The organism is Desulfogranum mediterraneum DSM 13871, from assembly GCF_000429965.1.
GTDB classification, from domain to species: Bacteria; Desulfobacterota; Desulfobulbia; order Desulfobulbales; family Desulfobulbaceae; genus Desulfogranum; species Desulfogranum mediterraneum.
On record NZ_AUCW01000012.1, the window covers coordinates 161858 to 178597 of the forward strand.

Below are 16740 nucleotides of genomic sequence, written 5' to 3' on the forward strand. Positions count from 1 at the left end.
AGCGGCAGCTGAGCGAGGATCCACCCCATCTCTATTGCGTGAGCCTGAGGAACAGTTCCTCGTTATCTGCAGTGCCTATAAATATCAGCTCGTCGTTTGCAACAAGGATGGTTTCCGGTTCGGGGCTGACCTGGAGGCGGCCGTTTCGCCTGAGGGCAACGATGCTGCAGCCGGTCTTGTCCCTCACCCCGCTCTCCATGATGGAACGGCCATGGAAATAGGTACCGGCTTTCCTGTTGAACACGATAAGTCCTTCGGTAAACAGAGAGACCTCATTTGGTCTGAGTAACTGAAAGATGGTTCCCGCCCCCAGGGAGGCATAGGACATAACCTGATCCGCACCTGCTGAATGGAGCTTGGAGACGTTGCGTTCGAGGATGGAACGGCTGATGATCTGGATATCCGGCCGCAACTGTCGGCAATAAAACGTCAGGTAGATATTCATGTCATCACTGTGGGTGGTGACGATAACCGACCTTGCTGTTTTAATGCCTGCGGCTTCCAGGGTGTTGATGTCCGCCGCATCGCCGATAGTGAACTGTTCCTCGTTCTGATAGGTGACCTTGAGGGGACGTTTTTCAACTATCCGGTAATTGATGCCGTGTTCGGTCAGGGTCTTGGCGGCAGAGAGCCCGACCCGTCCTCCGCCGAGGATCAGAACATGATTGGTTGCGTCGGGCCCGCAGCAGTCGACGCCGAAACGGTCTTCAAAGGTCTTGAGTTGTTGTACCGTTCCGGATAGCACCAGGATGGTATCCCCTGTCATGATCGTGTTGGGCGCCGATGGGCTGAAGATGCCTTTCTGCATTAAACCGATCGCCGTCACGCCGGTCAGGCTCCTGATGTTTGCCTCAAGCAAGGTCTTCCCGACCAGCTCACTCTCCTTGACCGGCATTTCCGTGATCATGAGTTCTTCAAATCGACCAATGATATTGGCGGTCATGCTCACGCCCTGGGTTCGTTTCGCCAGCTGTGTCCCAAGCATGTTCGTAAACTGGAAAACACTCGTGTTCCCTGAAAATTCAAGGATATCGATTGAATGCTCCCTGTCGGCGTTGGTAACGATGGGTACCACCCCGTCCACCTCTCTGATGGTAAAACAGATATTGGTGGAGATGAGGTCGTCATTTGTGACCACCACGAGAGAGGCGTCGGCGATACGCAGCGCTTCGTAGGTGCTCGGTTTATCGGGCTCGCCGATCACCACCATGTAGCCAAGGTCATGCAGTTCGTTGGCCAGCTGATGGTCGGGCGTCACCAGGGCATATGGGATCTCATATTTAGTCAGCCGCTCGATCAGTCTTATGGAGATGGGATCATGGCTGGTCAGGATGACATGGTTGTTCATGTGCTCCGGCAAAACCCTGGGGATTTTTGCACGCTCCTGGGCTTCCAGCCAAGGGGTGTAAAAAAACTGGATAAAGATAAACGGCAGCATGATCAGCAGGAACAGCACTCCGGAGAAAAGAACGATCATTGTAAAGAGGAGGCCAAGGTCGCTGTGGAAGGTGATATCGCCGAAACCGAGGGTGGACATGACTGTCATGGTCCAATAGACACCGGTGATCCAGCTGAAGTCGCGACCTTCATAGATCATCAGTACGTGGAACAGTACCGAGTAGAGGCAGATGACAAAAAAGAGAAAGGTGAAAAATTTCCATAGCACGGCAAAGTTTCGCTGTGCTGTTTTATGGCGAAAGAAAAAGATAAGTTGGCTTGCCAGGGTTTTCATCAATGGTTACGGGCTGGGGTTATGATTACCGGTCCTCAGGACACCAGGCATATGACTGCAATGGGTTAAAGTTAGCCGTTTTCGGCTTATTTATCCATGGCTCAAATCGACAGCCGGACATTTTCTACCGTTCAACCGAGCACTATTTCAGGGCCTGGAGACCCTCTGACGCAGGTTCTCTTTGCGGTGCATAGAGGGTTCTCTTTGTGAGTTCCGGGGACAGGATACCTCATTCGGTTGAGTTAGGTATCCTGTCCCCGTAACGTTCAGTGGTATAAAAGTGTTGCCTCCCCGCTACCATTTCCCCAAATTCTAACCGTAAAGGCCGTTGATAAACTATCTTGTTGCCAAAATGACTCTCTCACCCTAATGAAATTAAGCAGCTACACGAAGACGCGTCTGTCTTTACCCTTTAATATTGAACAGATAGCATGGTCCGGCCCCGTCTCGGTGGCCAGTCTCGCGTGCCACCTCCTCCGAGGTGGTTGGTACAACACCATCGCCATCACCTGCGGCATCGATGTCCAGCTTCAATGTAGCCACCTCCTCCGAGGTGGTTGGTACCGGGGACTCGAAGTATATGGACGTTCCGGATAAGCTTCAATGTAGCCACCTCCTCCGAGGTGGTTGGTACTAGGGCGTATCTGTATTGTCTTCAAACAGTATCTCGCTTCAATGTAGCCACCTCCTCCGAGGTGGTTGGTACTGGTGAACGACGGTGGCTCCATCCCGCCCTGCTTGCTTCAATGTAGCCACCTCCTCCGAGGTGGTTGGTACCCTAAACACCGGTTGGTGCTATTACGGATCGAAGCTTCAATGTAGCCACCTCCTCCGAGGTGGTTGGTACATACGTCAACGGCGCCCAGTGCCCTGCAGTGGATCGCTTCAATGTAGCCACCTCCTCCGAGGTGGTTGGTACTGCTATCAAATAAATGTATTTTATTTCAAATAATTAACCAGAAAGAAAGCGAACCTATCTCACAGCTTCTCGGTATTTCCTTATCCATTGCTCATATCAACATAACTTGTTGTTTTTCCATCATCGCGATCCTCCCTGGATTTTATGGGTAATATCGGTTCGCGCAGGTTCAAAGTAGCCCATCTGGCCATTGCGAGCGACATTGGCCGAATAGCGGACCCCGCCCCAATCAGTGGTCTGGGCCTGTGCCACAGCCCTCACTCCCCCCATATCCAATGGGACGGACCACGTTACCCAGCTATAATAATCTCTGCGCGGACCTGCCCCTGTCACCGGAAGTGACTCCGCCGCCAACCATTGGCCAGCCAGAACACCACGGTGAGGTGACGAGTCAGGGGCTTTATCGCCGCCAGAGTTTGCAGATAATTTAACCGAAATAGGATCCCAGCCCAGACTGGTCACGTTATCCTTGTTCACCCATGGGTGATTGAGCCCCTCCTCGATATTGTTCCGTTCAACGCTTCCCAGCATTTGCTTGATCACTCCTGTAAAGCTGACCCTTCCAGCAGTACGATCAAGGGCTGCTTTTTCACCCCTGAACCCTGTGGGTAGATTATCCAAGATATCACTACCCTGATTTAGATACTCAACCAGGATGTCGATCACCTCCTGCTCATTATATCCAAGAATAATAGGATGTTTTTCACACCAGTACATCTGGACGTCAACACCGGATCGGTCGAGTATGTATATGACCCCGACTGCGGCCAGCCACCCTTGTGTGTTATCTTCTCTCAGCCCGACCATCTCATACTGCATTGTTTTGCTCCTGTTCACTCTGAATCCAGTCTGAAAGGCGAACCAGGGCTTCGAGGTAGGCCAAGCCCCAGGCACCGTATTCTTCGTTTAGCCGGTCCGTCATGTTTCCCCAGGTTGGTCCACCAGCTTTATTCCACAGTGACTCATCACCGCCGATAGGCAACACTACCCGGGCATATCCATGATGGGTTGCTACCAAGTACTTGAGCAGGTCTGAAGAGTTATCTGGCAACATTGTCACCGAAGCTACTTCATGACGCCACCCCTTGGGTAAACCAGACCACTCACGAGCAATACGTGCTGCCCAGGGGGATGGATGTCCCGACTTAGCTAGCACTTTCTCACGGGAACCTAACAGCACCTGAAACCTTGGATCCTGCTTTCCGATGTCGTGGAGACGAGAAGCTTCATGAACTACAGGTTCATCCGTCAGTGCACTAGCCACATCTCCTACACCGGCCAGATGCTCTTCAAGTTGAACCTCCCGGCCATTGGTTCGTGGATTTGATGATGTTATAACCAAACCTCTGGGGTATGGTGTCGCTACCGGATTCTTCACTTCCAGATCTAACTGGTCGAGCAAGGAGTCAACATCGTCCTCCTCTGTTGCCCCGATGAGCCTGATCCTTGCTCCTACTCGATTCCCAATGTCCTCGACTGGTTCGCGACTACCAGGATTCCACCCCCACTCTCCATAGCCCCCATACCCGGCAGGCACCACAACCAGGTCCCCTGGCTTGATATTCAGCCCTCTGACAACATTCTCGCCGACCACAACATATCGCCTGCCTAGCCACTGCCGGACCTCATAATAGGGGCAAGGCATTACCTCTGCCATGACTGGTGGGGCAGCGTCGACAATGTCTACCCACTGGTCGACGGGAGCATCAAGATCAGCTCGCCAAACTACAGAGACACTGATCGTGTCCGAATTCTCACCATGGAGCCACGAGGCAATATCTACTTCCACCTGTGGATTCGTCTGCCGAAGTTGTCTCAAATCACTAGCAGTAAAAGGTCTAACCTCCTCGACATCCCGTTGCGGTGGGGATGTTTCCGCCAAGACCTTGTCCATAGCAGAAATACCAAAGTCGACACCTTTGTTCTTGCCCTTGCCGGTCTGAGCTTTATTCAGCCACGCCATCGTCTTGTTGAGCAGGGATTTCCCATAAACTCTACACTCTTCACTCTTTGCCAGTTTTTCATGAACAACCACTGCACTAGAACTACCAAGCTCCCCAAGCCGGTCCAGACGGCCAAATCTCTGCCTCAGGGCATCAATCGTAGCACTCTGAGTAACTAGAGCATCAAAGTCCAGGTCTGCTCCGACCTCGATAGTTTGTGTCGCAACTACAAACAAGGGCCGGCGATCCTCCCGGCTACCGCTCAAAATCCGTGGCAAATACTCAGCCAGGATCCTGTCCTTATCAACAAATCTGATTCTCCCGGTGAGAAGCACCTTATCACCTCCCAGCCTCTCAAACACCTGTCTAGCATATTTAGTGGTGTTACAGATGACACCCACAACCCCTTCAATGTCCTGCTGGAGCCCTTTCGCTTCCGCTACCATCTTGGTAACAAAACCGGCCCTATCACTCTTGACGAGACGGGCCCATTTTTTACTCTCTAAACGCTTCTTAACGACGGGATGAACATGATCCTCATCAGACAAAGAGAGTGTCTCTCCCTCTCCAATGGGCGTCGCTGTCATGGCAATTACATGCCAAGAATGTGCCTCTTCGACTCGCAGCTTTATGATGGCCTCCAGCGTCTTGGCAAATGGAGTGGATATGTGGGCTTCATCAAGGACCAGAAGGGCATCGTTCCCGATCAGGGCGGCATGTATCGGCGCCACTCGACTGCTAACCCCATAGCCCCGCCATAACAACCTCGACCCAGCCTGATCAACGGTGGAGACAATCACCGAGTGCTTGTTCGGCTCCATCATCCAGCTGTTGTCGATCGTCACCCCGCCACGCATCTTGACCACATTGCACCCAAGCTCCTTAGCGTAATCGGTGACACTATCAACAATCAGTCTTCGGTCGACTATATATATCAGCCTCTTGGGCACATCAATTTCATGCAGGGCGGCCCAATGCCATATCGCGATGATCGCCGTTTTACCACAGCCAGTGGGAACCGATATGGATGAGGGAAATTGACCATCGGCAATTTTATTAGCCAGATGTGCCTGCCAGGGGAATGGAGGATAGCCATGATTCTCTTGATACCAATTAAAAAAATCCAAGTCTGCTCCTCCCTTAATTAACTTAGCGGGCGACATAGGCCACCGCCGAAGTACCGATCGGCCCCGATCAACAATGGACCTACTATCGGTTCCGCCCACTCGATCAGCGCATGGGTGATGAATCGATTGCCACGTCGTGATGGGTACTTCCTGGCATTGGCGGCACCTTTTACTTGAGAATGATTACTGCACATGATCCTTTCCGGCTTGGGCAACCCCATGGCACTCAGACTGTTCGCCACGACCATCTCCGGAGGAAAAGTCTTCTTTGGCCATCGATCCAGGGCAATTGGTGTGACCGTGGACCAGATGGGAGATGGGCGGCTCCATGTAGACCTTCTCAATCCCTTCAAGCCGACTTGGTCGATCTCGAGTTTGAGACCATTGAGTTCGGTGACCCGCATCAGTAAGGATCCCAGCAGACCTCGCTCCTCCAAAGAGACATCAGATGGTACCCAGCACCCTAACCCCAATATCCTGCCACTGGCAAACCTGTGGCCGACGTCTGGGATCGCTGCCCAGGCAACATGGCGATGATCACCATGTCCATGAATAAATGCAGGCATATCGTCACTGGCTTTGCTCATGACTGCTCTGCGCATTTTATCTGTCCATTGCGGTGCCCTTGAGAGATCCAGCTGATACTCCGGACGAAGCACCATTAAATCGCCCCACTCTGTCGAGGGGTGGATATTTGCTGTATTTGAGTATCCTGAGACAGGAGCTTGAGTACTTTTCACTCCCCGGTTGAATGACTCTACAAGATCGTTGAGCCTACCCTGGTACGGTACCCTCATCAGCACCTCTCCCTGGTCATCGGGGATCCAGGAAATATATACTGACTCGGCATCGACTAGTGTCCCTCTGGCCAAACTTGCAGCACGTCCTATGTGGGTAATGAGTTCGACTATTTCCCGCAACGGCTCAACCGCATCGGCAGGGACGTCACTCCAGACATAAGTAACCACAGGGGATTGGGGGTGGACAGTTGGCAGGTATCTTCTGGCTCCTTGGTGATAACGGTTACTTCTCCGGTAATTTTCCGGGACGAACCGGACTGGGGCAGCATACATGGTAGCCTCACTTGCCTGTATCCCAGGTGCAGACTCCAGGCAGGTAAGAACACCCATATCCTTGCCGGTTTCGGCAGCAGTTGCAACAAGGGCTTGGAATACCCGATCAGGTGCTGGAGGCCACTCACCGTATCTGGGGCCGGAAGGGCTGGCTAATTGAGGTGTGACCAGAAACTCGATCTGGACCGCTACATCCATCAGACACCTCCTTTTGCTGCCAACCTCTCCAGTGCTGGTCCAGCCTTCAACTGAACAGGTTCACTTGCAAACTCCAGTCCCTTCTCTGCGGCCTTGGCGATGGCCCCCTGAAGTTTGTCTGTAGCAGTGTCAAGATCTACAGGTTTTTTTGAGCCGTCCGAAGAGACCAGCTGTGCATCCCTGCTGGTGGTATACAATTCACAGCCTGATCGGAGATCCAGCCGATCCATAACTCTGGCGATTCCCACCAACGCCAACTGGAAGAGCACCTCACAACCTGCCTTATCCCTCTCCTGGTCAATGTCTCCGTTGTTGTCAGGGAAGTGATACCGACTGAGACGAGTCAGGGATATCGCCCCGTTTAACTCGATCCTGTCAATGAACACCCCCTTCTTATCGGAACTCGGCACGTCTCCATGTCCAAGTTCTGAGGGTTTCTTCCCACTAGTGTCAGGCTGCAGTATACCGTCAATCACCGCATGTTTTTCGTTATCTGCGGTGATGCCAAGTGGATCAATTCTCTGGGTGCAATGCATTGCAGTCTGGACCCCGTAGCCCCAGATCTCACAGGAGACCGACCTTGCAATTTTAGAGCCAGTGCCGGCGTCGCCACCGTGTGAATCCCATCCGCCAAGCAGCAGTGTCAACGGGGCATGTTTGTAGAGGGCTGTTGCGTTAGTGGTCGTACTGGCCAGAACTTTTGCACCGATATCTGACTGTCGCCAAGAGGTATCATCGAGGAGGGAGTCTCTCAGGATAGCGTCATAGACCCGATGTGGGAGCTCGTGTACGGAGAGAACTCGATCACCGACGCTGGTGGTGATTGAGGGTAGAATATCAAGGCCATGAAGTTCCGCCTCAATTCTATTCGCGAAGGAGCCGACAGAGTCTACCTGCACCGCCTCGGCCTTGCCGGTCGCCTTGTCGTAGCCTACGAGGTTGTGCCCTGTGTCTGCAAATGTCGCAGGGTAAATATGTTTGGACCCGTTTATTGATTCGAGCGCCGCCTTAATCGAAATTGCCACATCAGTCATAACACCTCTCCTGGAATTTATTGTTAAATGCTCCTTGGATCGATAGACACCTCAAAGTTTTTTGACATTTTAGGACAACTCTTAAAGGAAAAATGGGGTCAGATTTATTTGCACTAGTCAACCTCTTTCCACTAAATCCGAACTTCGATTTACGCTGGATGAAAAAGCTATGGTTGCCCTGAAGCCATTGCAAAGCCACGTTTACCCAGCGAATAAAGCACAAGCAAATCTGCCACATTGTGGCAAAAAGAAATTATCCTATAAGTTCAAGATGTTAAATATACCAGCGCCGGACAATTTGTTCAAAGATTAGGTGGACTTTTTAGACGCAGCTGACTGTTTCTTAACGCTGCTTAATGGCAAAAACAGGGGAAATACGGCCTGGACACTGGGCAAGCACCCTGCCGTTGCCCACAACGATACCAGATCGGGTCACGCCCGCTGGTAAACGGCGCTTCCCCTTTCTCCGGCAGGCACCCTCATCTTTGAGGGTACCAAAAGAAAAGCCCTTGACCGTCGTGGTCAAGGGCTTTTCTCTTATCGAAAAATATGTGTCAATTTGTGTCAACTCGATTTTCTTCCAAACCTCGAAAACCGTTAAATACTGGCACGCCCGGAGGGATTCGAACCCCCGACTCTCGGATTCGAAGTCCGATGCTCTATCCAGCTGAGCTACGGGCGCGCGAGATTTCGGTGAAAATAGAGAACAGGCGACTGAGCAGTCGCTCGTGCATGGTTCCACAGGCTGCCTATATTACCTTTTAGCTACCGGAAGTCAACCCTGTTTGAATCCTCAGCCGAGAAAATGAAGCCCGGGTTCAGGACCACCCTTCTGGACCCTCTCAGGCAGGTGGCAGCAGTTTCGGGGCCGGCTGCGCAAGCCGCCCCAGGGCCTCCAGAAGACGCTCCGGATCGATATAGGCGGCCAAGCGTTCGCGGTTCTGGGCTAATACAGGCAAGGCCTTATCAGCGATCTTGCGGGCCGCAGCATCGTAGCCATGCTCCAGCTTGATATAGACCCCGGCGGCCCGGATCATGGCCTGGAGCAGGAGTTTCTCCTCACCGCCGGCCCCCAGCCAGGCATGCTCCAGGATCTCGTGGACCTCGAAGAAGAGGCCATGATCCCAGAGGACCAGCCCCTGCCAGAGGGGGTCATCATTTCCGGCGGCTATCTGCTTTAGAGAGCTCTGGTACTGGGACAGGCGGTTGATGATATAATCGCCGTAGCAGGAGGCCAGGTTGCGACTCAGGTAGCCCTGGGCCACCTCCCGGGCCGGGCGGAGATGGCGCTGCCTGAGCACCTCCACCAGGGATTCGGAGAGATCGTTGCGGATATCGCGACTGAGCCGGTCCATAAAGGGTTCAAATCTAATTTCTTCCACGGGCACTCTCCTGGCTGGAAAAAGAGTGGATGCAGAGACCAATATGCGCTAAACAGGACTGGCAAGCCCATGGCACTGTGCACTGTGCTCTGCACTGTGCTATTACCTTATGCATCAATCGCTGTCTCCGCCCTCCCCCTTTTTGCAGCAAGAAGAGCAAAATCGAGCAAGGGCGATGGAATCCCGGCCGGCAGCCCGGCAGAGAGCGCTTCCTCCGGCACCAGCCACAGCTGCACACACCGGCTCCAACACAACCAGCGACGAGTTCCATGCCCTACCTCCTCCTCATCCTCACCACCCTGTTCTGGTCGGGCAACTTCGTCCTCAGCCGGGGGCTGCACGCCTCCATCCCGCCCATGGGGTTGTCGTTCTGGCGCTGGGCCGTGGCCCTGCTGATCCTCTCCCCCTTCGCGGTCCAGCACCTCTGGCGGCAGCGGGAGCTGGCCAGGGAACACCTCGGCTTCATCACCCTCCAGGGACTCCTGGGGGTGACCGGCTTCAACAGCCTGATCTACCTGGCCATGCAGAGCACCACGGCCATCAATGCGGTGCTGGTCAACTCCTCCATGCCCATCCTGATCGTGATCATCTCCTGGCTGATGTACCGGGAGAGGCTCACTCTCCGCCAGATCCTGGGGGTCGGCCTCTCCCTCTGCGGGGTGCTGCTGATCATTGCCAGGGGTCGGCTGGTCACCCTGTTCCAGGTCGACTTCAACCAGGGCGACCTCTATGTCCTGGCAGCTGCCCTGCTCTGGGCCCTCTACTCTGTCAACCTCAAGCGCTACCCCCAGGGGCTCCACCCCCTTGCCTACCTCTCGGCCATGGTCATGGTGGGCCTGGTCGGGATCCTGCCCTTGTACCTGGCCGAGCTGGCCGGCGGCCGCAGCATGGTCCTGAACCAGACCTCCGTCATTACCGTGGGCTACGTGGCCCTCTTTGCCTCGGTGCTGGCCTTTATCTTCTGGAACCGGGCAGTACGCGCCATCGGCGCCAACAAGGCCGGCCCCTTTGTCCACCTGATGCCGGTATTCAGCACCATCCTGGCAGTACTCTTTCTGGATGAGACCCTGACCAGCTACCACCTCCAGGGGATGGTACTGATCTTCAGCGGCATCGTCATGACCACCTTCCGCACCCGGCGGCCATAGCCGCTCCAGGAGCAACCCATGCGATTCATCCACACCTCGGACTGGCACATCGGCCAACGGCTCTACGGCCAGAAACGCTACCAGGAATTTGAGCGCTTTCTCGACTGGCTGGCCGACTACATCGAGGCAGAGGCCATCGAGGCCCTGCTGGTCTCCGGCGACATCTTTGACACCGCCACCCCTGGAAACCGAGCCCAGGCCCTCTACTATGGCTTTCTCCACCGGCTGGCCTCCACCAGCTGCGGCCAGGTGGTGATCATTGCCGGCAACCACGACTCCCCCACCCTCCTGGAGGCCCCAAGCCAACTCCTCCGCCAGTTCAATATCCAGGTGATCGGCTCCCCGGAAAAAGAACCTGCGGACCAGGTCTTCCTGCTCAGGGACCAAAACGATGATCCAGCCATGATCGTCTGCGCCATCCCCTTCCTAAGGGACCGTGACATCCGTACCGCCCAGGCCGGTGAGGACCTGGAGACCAAGGCCGCCAACCTGCGCCACGAGATCCAGGCCCACTACCAACGGGTCTGCGCGGCAGCGCTCGATCTCCGCCGCCAAAACGAGGCCCCCCTGCCCATCGTGGCCATGGGCCACCTCTTCACCAGCGGAGGCACCACCGTGGAGGGCGACGGGGTTCGCGAGCTCTACATCGGCGGCCTGGGCCGACTGGATGCCGGGAGCTTCCCGGCGGCCATCGACTACCTGGCCCTGGGTCACCTCCACAGCAGTCAGCGGGTGGGGGGCCAGGAACATCTCCGCTACTCCGGAGCGCCCCTGGCCATGGGCTTTAACGAGGCCGGTCAGGAGAAGGTCATCCTGGAGGTGGACTGCACCCCGGACAAACTCGCCATCACCCCGGTAGCGGTCCCCTGCTTCCAGGAACTTAGGGTGCTGCACGGCGAGCTGTCCCAGCTGCTGGACCGTATCGCCCAGCTCCGCCTGGAAAAGAGCAGCGCCTGGCTCGAGCTGCGCCACCAGGGGCAGCTCGAATCCGGCCTGCTCCGGGAACAACTCCTGGAGGCGGTGGAGGGGAGTGAGCTCCGGATCCTGGCCATCCGCACCGCCAGCCCCAACCTGGGCAGCCTCTGCCAGCAGCAGAGCGACGAGTCTCTGGACGAACTCAGCGTGGAAGAGGTCTTTGAGCGCTGTCTGGGAGGCACGGATTTTCCGGCAGACCGGTGTGAGGAGCTGCGCCTGGCCTTCCAGGAGATCGTGACCTCCATGAATCAGGAAGACCGTAACGCCGAGTAACAACCTATGCGCATCCTCAAACTCCAGCTCAAGAACCTCAACTCCCTGAAGGGGACCTGGTGCGTCGACTTTACGGCTCCCGAGTATGGGGCCAACGACATCTTTGCCATCACCGGGCCCACCGGGGCGGGCAAGACCACCCTGCTCGACGGTATCTGCCTGGCCCTGTTCGGTGCTACCCCCAGGCTTGGCCGGGTGACCCGGGCCAACAACGAGATCATGTCCCGCTCCACGGGCGAGTGTTATGCAGAGGTGGAGTTTGAGACCACGGCAGGCCGCTATCGCTGCCACTGGAGTCAACACCGGGCCAGACGCAGCCCCAACGGCGAACTTCAGCAGCATAGACAGGAGATCACCGACGCCCGCAACGGGGCGGTGCTGGAGACCAAGATCAGGGAGGTGGGCCTGCTGGTGGAACGGATCACCGGCCTGGACTTTGAACAGTTCCGTCGTTCCATGCTGCTTGCCCAGGGCGACTTTGCCGCCTTTCTCAATGCCGATGCCGGCCAGCGAGCCCCGATCCTGGAACAGCTCACCGGCACCGAGATCTACAGCCGGATCTCCATCCAGGTCCATGAACGAACCGCTGCAGAGCGGCGGAAGACCGAGCTGATGCAGGCCGAAATCGGGGCCATTACCCTGCTCGACGAGGAGGAAGCCACCACCCTCCAGCAGGGTTTGGAGCAGAGCCTGAAACGCGCTGCAGGGCAGCGCCAGAGGCTTGATACCGTCAACAGTGCGCTTCAGCGCTATCGTTCCCTTCAGGCGGTTGAGGCCCAACTGCAGACTGCCCGCACAGAGCTGGCTGCCTGGCAGGAGCGCTGCAGGCAGGCGCAGGACAAACTGGAACGCTACCAGTGGGCTTGCAAGGCCCGGGAACTCAGCCCGGAGGTCAAACGCCTCCAGCAGCTACAGGAACAGCTCGGCCAGGTCCGCAACCAACTCCTTGAGGGCCAAAAACAACACCAACAACAAGGCCAGGCCCTGACAGCCCTTACCACTCTGCTGGAGGAGAAGAAAAACAGCCTGGAAAAGACGCGCCAGGCCCTGGAAGAGGACGCTGTCCTCAGCAAAGAGATCCGCGCCCTGGACACCAGAATCAAAGAGCATCGACTCCAGATCCAGGATGGCCAGGGCGCGCTCAAGCCCCTGGAAGCCAGCCTGAAGGAGGGACAGGAACAGCTGCCCAGGCTCCAGCAGACAGTGAGCCGGCAAGGCAGGGAGCTGGAGGAAACCAGCCGCTACCTCAAAGAGCACCAGGCTGACGCCATCCTGGTGGAGCACTTTGCACACATCAAGGGGCAGCTCGACGAGCTCACCCAGCTGCAGCAACAACAACTCTGTGAAAAACAGAAGGCAGCCCAGCTGGACCTTAGCCTGCAACAGGCGAAAACCACCCTACAGCACACCGAAGAACAGGTGCAGCGGACAGAGGAGGCCCGGCTCCGCCTCTTCACCGCCCGGGAGCAGCTCGGCCTGGAACGCAGCCAGCTCCTGGCCGGCCGGGAAAGCGGCCGGCTCCATGAGCAGGCTGAAAGCCAGGCCGCCACTGTCACCCGGCTGGAGCAGCTGTGCACCCTGTTCAGCAGGCAGGAGCAGCTGCGCCGACTCCAGGGAGAACGTGCCCGGGAGCTTGCCGCCTTTACCAGTCGGCTGGAGCAGTACCGCCAACAGTTCACAGAACTCAGCGCCCGGGAATCCACCCAGCAGCAACTCATCACCCAGCTCAGCGAAAACCAACGGCTCAGAGAGCGGATCATCAACCTCTCTGCCGAGCGGCAGCGGCTGCAGGCAGACCAGCCCTGTCCCCTCTGCGGCGCCACAGACCACCCCTGGGCCTCTGAGCTGCCTGTGGTGGACGATGCAGAGCAGAGATTAGAGCAGGCCCACAGGGAACAGGAACAACTCCGCCAACGGCTCACCGGCCTGCGGGAACAGCTGGCCTCCACGGGTAAGGATATCGAGTATAAAGAGCAGCTCCTCAAACAGACGGATCAGGAGCAGAGCGAAATCGCCGGCCAGCTGAGCCAGAGCTACCGGCAGCTTGCCATCAGTCCGGGAACAGCCGATTCCCTGGAACGAATCAACAGCCTCCAGGCCAGGGCCGAAGAAGGACTGGAACAGAGCCGCGCCATCCTCAGAAAGCTGGCAGAGCAGGAAGAGCAACTCCGCAGCCTGAACCGCTCCCTGGAGGAGGCCGGCTCTCAACAGAGCAAAGCCCAGCAGGCCCGGCAGGAGGCCCGGCACCGCTTCCAGAGCATGAGCCAGGAGCAGGAGCAACACCACAAGGCCCTGGCCCAGCTTGGCAAACAGTATGGTGAAAAGCTGGACCGGCTCCGCCGGCAGCTGGTCTCCCTTGGGATTGCCCCCTCTGGCGCTGATCAGGCAGAGCAGCTCATTGCCGAGCTTTCCCAACGAACCCTGCAGTGGAAGCAGGCCCTGGCCAGGGAACAGCAACTCCAGGCCAAACTCAACCGGGTCCAGGGTGAGCTGGAGCGGCTCAAGGCCGGTCTGGGGGTGCAGCAAGAGGAGTGCACCAAGAAACGACAGGGATTGGCAAGAGTACGGGAAAAATTGGCGCAACTGAGCGGAGAACGGCGAGAACGCTATGGGGACAGGTCACCTGATCAGGAGGAACAGCGCCACCGCCGGGCCCTGGAGCAGGCGGAGCAGGCCCATAACCGGACCCTGAACCAGCGAATCGAGCTGGAGAAAACCATCCATGGCCTCGGAGAACAGGCAGAGACCATGACGGCGACCCTGACCAGGCTGGAGAGCGCTGCCCAGGAGCAGGAACAAGGGCTGGAGACCCTGCTCAGCCAACAGGGATTCAGCGACCTTGGTGCCTATGACCGGGCCAAACTGGCTGCCGAGGAGCTCCGGCAACTGGCTGAGCTGAAAGAGGGGCTGGACAAAGAACAGATCGAACTCCACTCCAGGATCAGCGAGCACCAGCTGCGCCAGGGGCAGCTGCAGCAGGAACTGGAGCAGGAACAACCCCAACCCCAGCTGGAGGAGGCACTGCAGGAGCTGAGCGAGCGCCAGCAGCAACTCCAACAGCAGATCGGCGCAGACCGGGAACGACTGGAAAACCACCACCGTGCCAAGACCAGACTGGCTCAGCAGTACCAGGCCCTGCTCAGGCAGCAGCAGGAGGAAGAGCGCTGGCAGGCACTCCACCAACTGATCGGCTCGGCAGACGGTAAAAAATTTCGGATCTTTGCCCAGGGGATCACCTTTGAGCTGATGATCCGTCACGCCAATCACCACCTGGCCGCCATGAACGACCGCTACACCCTGCTCCGTGATCCGGCCCAGCCCCTGGAGCTCCAGGTGATGGACAACTATCAGGCCGGCGAGATCCGCTCCACCAGAAATCTCTCCGGCGGGGAGAGCTTCATCGTCAGCCTGGCCCTCTCCCTGGGCCTCTCTTCCATGGCCAGCCGCAAGGTCCAGATCGACTCCCTCTTTCTGGACGAAGGCTTCGGCACCCTGGACGAGGAGGCACTGGACACCGCACTCCAGACCCTGGCGGCCCTCCGGCACGAGGGCAAGCTGATCGGCATCATCTCCCACGTGCCCATGCTCCGGGAACGGATCGGTCTCCAGATCCGGGTCGCACCCCAGGCGGGCGGCACCAGCCTGCTCCAGGGGCCGGGCTGCAGCCGGATCGACTGACGCTTCAGGCCTGCTCTACTTCTCCCTGCTCTGCGCCCTCTTCCGGGAGGAGTGGTTTGCCCTGGGCCTTGGCCCGGGCATCCTTCTTTTTCCGGCTCTTCTTCTCCTTCTCTGCCCTGGCCCGCATGGAGACCCCCACCTCGGGCAGGTAGGCGTGAAAGACGTTGCCGTAGATCTCCCAGAGGGTAATGAACAGGGCCGCGATGATGGGCCCGATGATGATCCCCAGGATACCGAACATACTAATCCCGCCCAGGGTACCGAAGAGGACAAAGAGGTCGTGCATCTCCGTGTCCTTACCGACCAGACGGGGACGGACCACGTTGTCCAGGTTGCCGGCCAGGCCGCCGCAGAGCCCCAGGAGGATCAACACCCCGCTGAAGTGGCCGGACAGGGCCAGGATGATCGTGGCAGGCAGCCAGACGATGGCCGTACCAAAGGCCGGGATGATGGACATGATGGCCATGACCGTACCCCAGAAGACCGGGCCCTGGATTCCGGCCAGGGCAAAGGCAATACCGCAGATGCTGCCCTGCATGATGCCGATGATCAGGGTCCCCTTCATGGTGGCCCCGGCCACCGAGGTAAAGCGATGGAGCAGCAGCTGCTCATCCCGATCATGGAGCGGAAGCACATAGAGGATCTTCTCCAGCAGCACCTTGCCTGAGGTGAGGAAGTAGAACATCACATAGAGCATGATCACGCTGCTGAAGATGGCGCTCACGGTCAGCTTGGTCACCGAAGAGAGGGAATCGATCAGGAAGGAGGAGATGTTGCCCACCACCACCCCGCCCTTTTCCAGGATCACCCCCTGGTAGGCCAGGAGCTGCTGATAGTAGGGAATCCGTTCCAGGTAGACAGCCAGCTTGCCGGGCTCACTGACAAAACTCTGCACCCAGGGGGTCACCGACTCGCTCACACTGACGGCCTGGGCCACCACGATGCCCACCAGGATACTGAAGGGAATCAGCACCAGGAGGACGATTCCCAGGATCACCAGCACCGAGGCCAGGTTCTGACGCTCCCCCAGCCTGGAGCTGAGCCAGCGGTGCATGGGGCTGAGCATGGCGGAAAAGAGTCCGGCCATGAACATGGGCATCAGAAACTGCCGGATCATGCTCAGAAAGAGCAGGGAGATGGAGAGGACCAAAACCAGAAGGACACTCTTGTTGACCAGTTCTCTTCTCATGGGGGTGCACCTTGTATCGGCAAAGAAAATGGGGACCTTGGATAGGGAAAGTATAGCCGACCTCGACCT

10 protein-coding genes, 1 tRNA gene and 1 CRISPR repeat array are annotated in these 16740 nt (G+C 57.1%); of the genes, 3 read left to right on the forward strand and 8 right to left on the reverse strand.

Features of this window, described 5'->3' with window-relative positions; translation table 11 throughout:
* Positions 1-31 precede the first annotated feature (31 nt).
* The 7 genes from G494_RS0105335 to G494_RS22040 form a co-directional block, all read right to left on the reverse strand.
* Positions 32-1732: a potassium channel family protein gene (locus tag G494_RS0105335; protein ID WP_028583703.1), complete on the reverse strand. Its 1701-nt coding sequence runs from the start codon at positions 1730-1732 to the stop codon at positions 32-34.
* Positions 1733-2259: 527 nt separating this feature from the next.
* Positions 2260-2651: a CRISPR direct-repeat array (repeat unit 37 nt; unit sequence GCTTCAATGTAGCCACCTCCTCCGAGGTGGTTGGTAC).
* Between the two features lie 120 nt (positions 2652-2771).
* Positions 2772-3470 (reverse strand): hypothetical protein, encoded by a 699-nt coding sequence (locus G494_RS0105340; protein ID WP_028583704.1) that lies wholly within the window; start codon positions 3468-3470, stop codon positions 2772-2774.
* The gene (gene cas3g / locus G494_RS0105345; RefSeq protein ID WP_028583705.1) at positions 3460-5721 is read right to left on the reverse strand and encodes a type I-G CRISPR-associated helicase/endonuclease Cas3g; all 2262 of its coding nucleotides are present in this window, start codon (positions 5719-5721) and stop codon (positions 3460-3462) included. The genes G494_RS0105340 and cas3g overlap by 11 nt, the downstream gene beginning before the upstream one ends.
* Before the next feature lie 17 nt (positions 5722-5738).
* Positions 5739-6992, reverse strand: a complete 1254-nt coding sequence (csb2, locus tag G494_RS0105350; protein ID WP_028583706.1) for a type I-G CRISPR-associated protein Csb2 — start codon at positions 6990-6992, stop codon at positions 5739-5741.
* The gene (gene cas7g, locus G494_RS0105355) at positions 6992-8026 is read right to left on the reverse strand and encodes a type I-G CRISPR-associated RAMP protein Csb1/Cas7g (RefSeq protein WP_028583707.1); all 1035 of its coding nucleotides are present in this window, start codon (positions 8024-8026) and stop codon (positions 6992-6994) included. The genes csb2 and cas7g overlap by 1 nt, the downstream gene beginning before the upstream one ends.
* A 605-nt stretch (positions 8027-8631) precedes the next feature.
* Positions 8632-8708 (reverse strand) — tRNA-Arg (locus G494_RS0105360).
* A 160-nt stretch (positions 8709-8868) separates the two neighbouring features.
* Positions 8869-9408, reverse strand: a complete 540-nt coding sequence (locus tag G494_RS22040) for a DUF309 domain-containing protein (protein WP_035245522.1) — start codon at positions 9406-9408, stop codon at positions 8869-8871.
* A gap of 269 nt (positions 9409-9677) precedes the next feature.
* On the opposite strand from G494_RS22040, the gene G494_RS0105375 reads away from it, so the two are divergent.
* From G494_RS0105375 to G494_RS0105385, 3 genes are read left to right on the forward strand one after another with little or no spacing between them, the layout of a single operon-like run.
* Positions 9678-10556 carry a DMT family transporter gene (locus tag G494_RS0105375; RefSeq protein WP_028583741.1) on the forward strand — a complete coding sequence of 293 codons (879 nt, stop codon included), beginning with the start codon at positions 9678-9680 and terminating at the stop codon, positions 10554-10556.
* Between the two features lie 18 nt (positions 10557-10574).
* Positions 10575-11804 (forward strand): exonuclease SbcCD subunit D C-terminal domain-containing protein, encoded by a 1230-nt coding sequence (locus G494_RS0105380; RefSeq protein WP_028583708.1) that lies wholly within the window; start codon positions 10575-10577, stop codon positions 11802-11804.
* Positions 11805-11810: 6 nt separating this feature from the next.
* The gene (locus G494_RS0105385; protein ID WP_028583709.1) at positions 11811-15482 is read left to right on the forward strand and encodes an AAA family ATPase; all 3672 of its coding nucleotides are present in this window, start codon (positions 11811-11813) and stop codon (positions 15480-15482) included.
* A 4-nt stretch (positions 15483-15486) separates the two neighbouring features.
* On the opposite strand, the gene G494_RS22045 is transcribed toward G494_RS0105385, so the two are convergent.
* Positions 15487-16671: an AI-2E family transporter gene (locus G494_RS22045; protein ID WP_051305412.1), complete on the reverse strand. Its 1185-nt coding sequence runs from the start codon at positions 16669-16671 to the stop codon at positions 15487-15489.
* Positions 16672-16740: the final 69 nt, after the last annotated feature.

Bases quoted from the DNA above. Each gene is read 5' to 3' on its own strand.
- G494_RS0105335 (WP_028583703.1), bottom strand. From the start codon at position 1,732: ATGAAAACCCTGGCAAGCCAACTTATCTTTTTCTTTCGCCATAAAACA.
- G494_RS0105340 (WP_028583704.1), bottom strand. From the start codon at position 3,470: ATGCAGTATGAGATGGTCGGGCTGAGAGAAGATAACACACAAGGGTGG.
- csb2 (WP_028583706.1), bottom strand. From the start codon at position 6,992: ATGGATGTAGCGGTCCAGATCGAGTTTCTGGTCACACCTCAATTAGCC.
- cas7g (WP_028583707.1), bottom strand. From the start codon at position 8,026: ATGACTGATGTGGCAATTTCGATTAAGGCGGCGCTCGAATCAATAAAC.
- G494_RS0105375 (WP_028583741.1), top strand. From the start codon at position 9,678: ATGCCCTACCTCCTCCTCATCCTCACCACCCTGTTCTGGTCGGGCAAC.
- G494_RS0105380 (WP_028583708.1), top strand. From the start codon at position 10,575: ATGCGATTCATCCACACCTCGGACTGGCACATCGGCCAACGGCTCTAC.
- G494_RS0105385 (WP_028583709.1), top strand. From the start codon at position 11,811: ATGCGCATCCTCAAACTCCAGCTCAAGAACCTCAACTCCCTGAAGGGG.
- G494_RS22045 (WP_051305412.1), bottom strand. From the start codon at position 16,671: ATGAGAAGAGAACTGGTCAACAAGAGTGTCCTTCTGGTTTTGGTCCTC.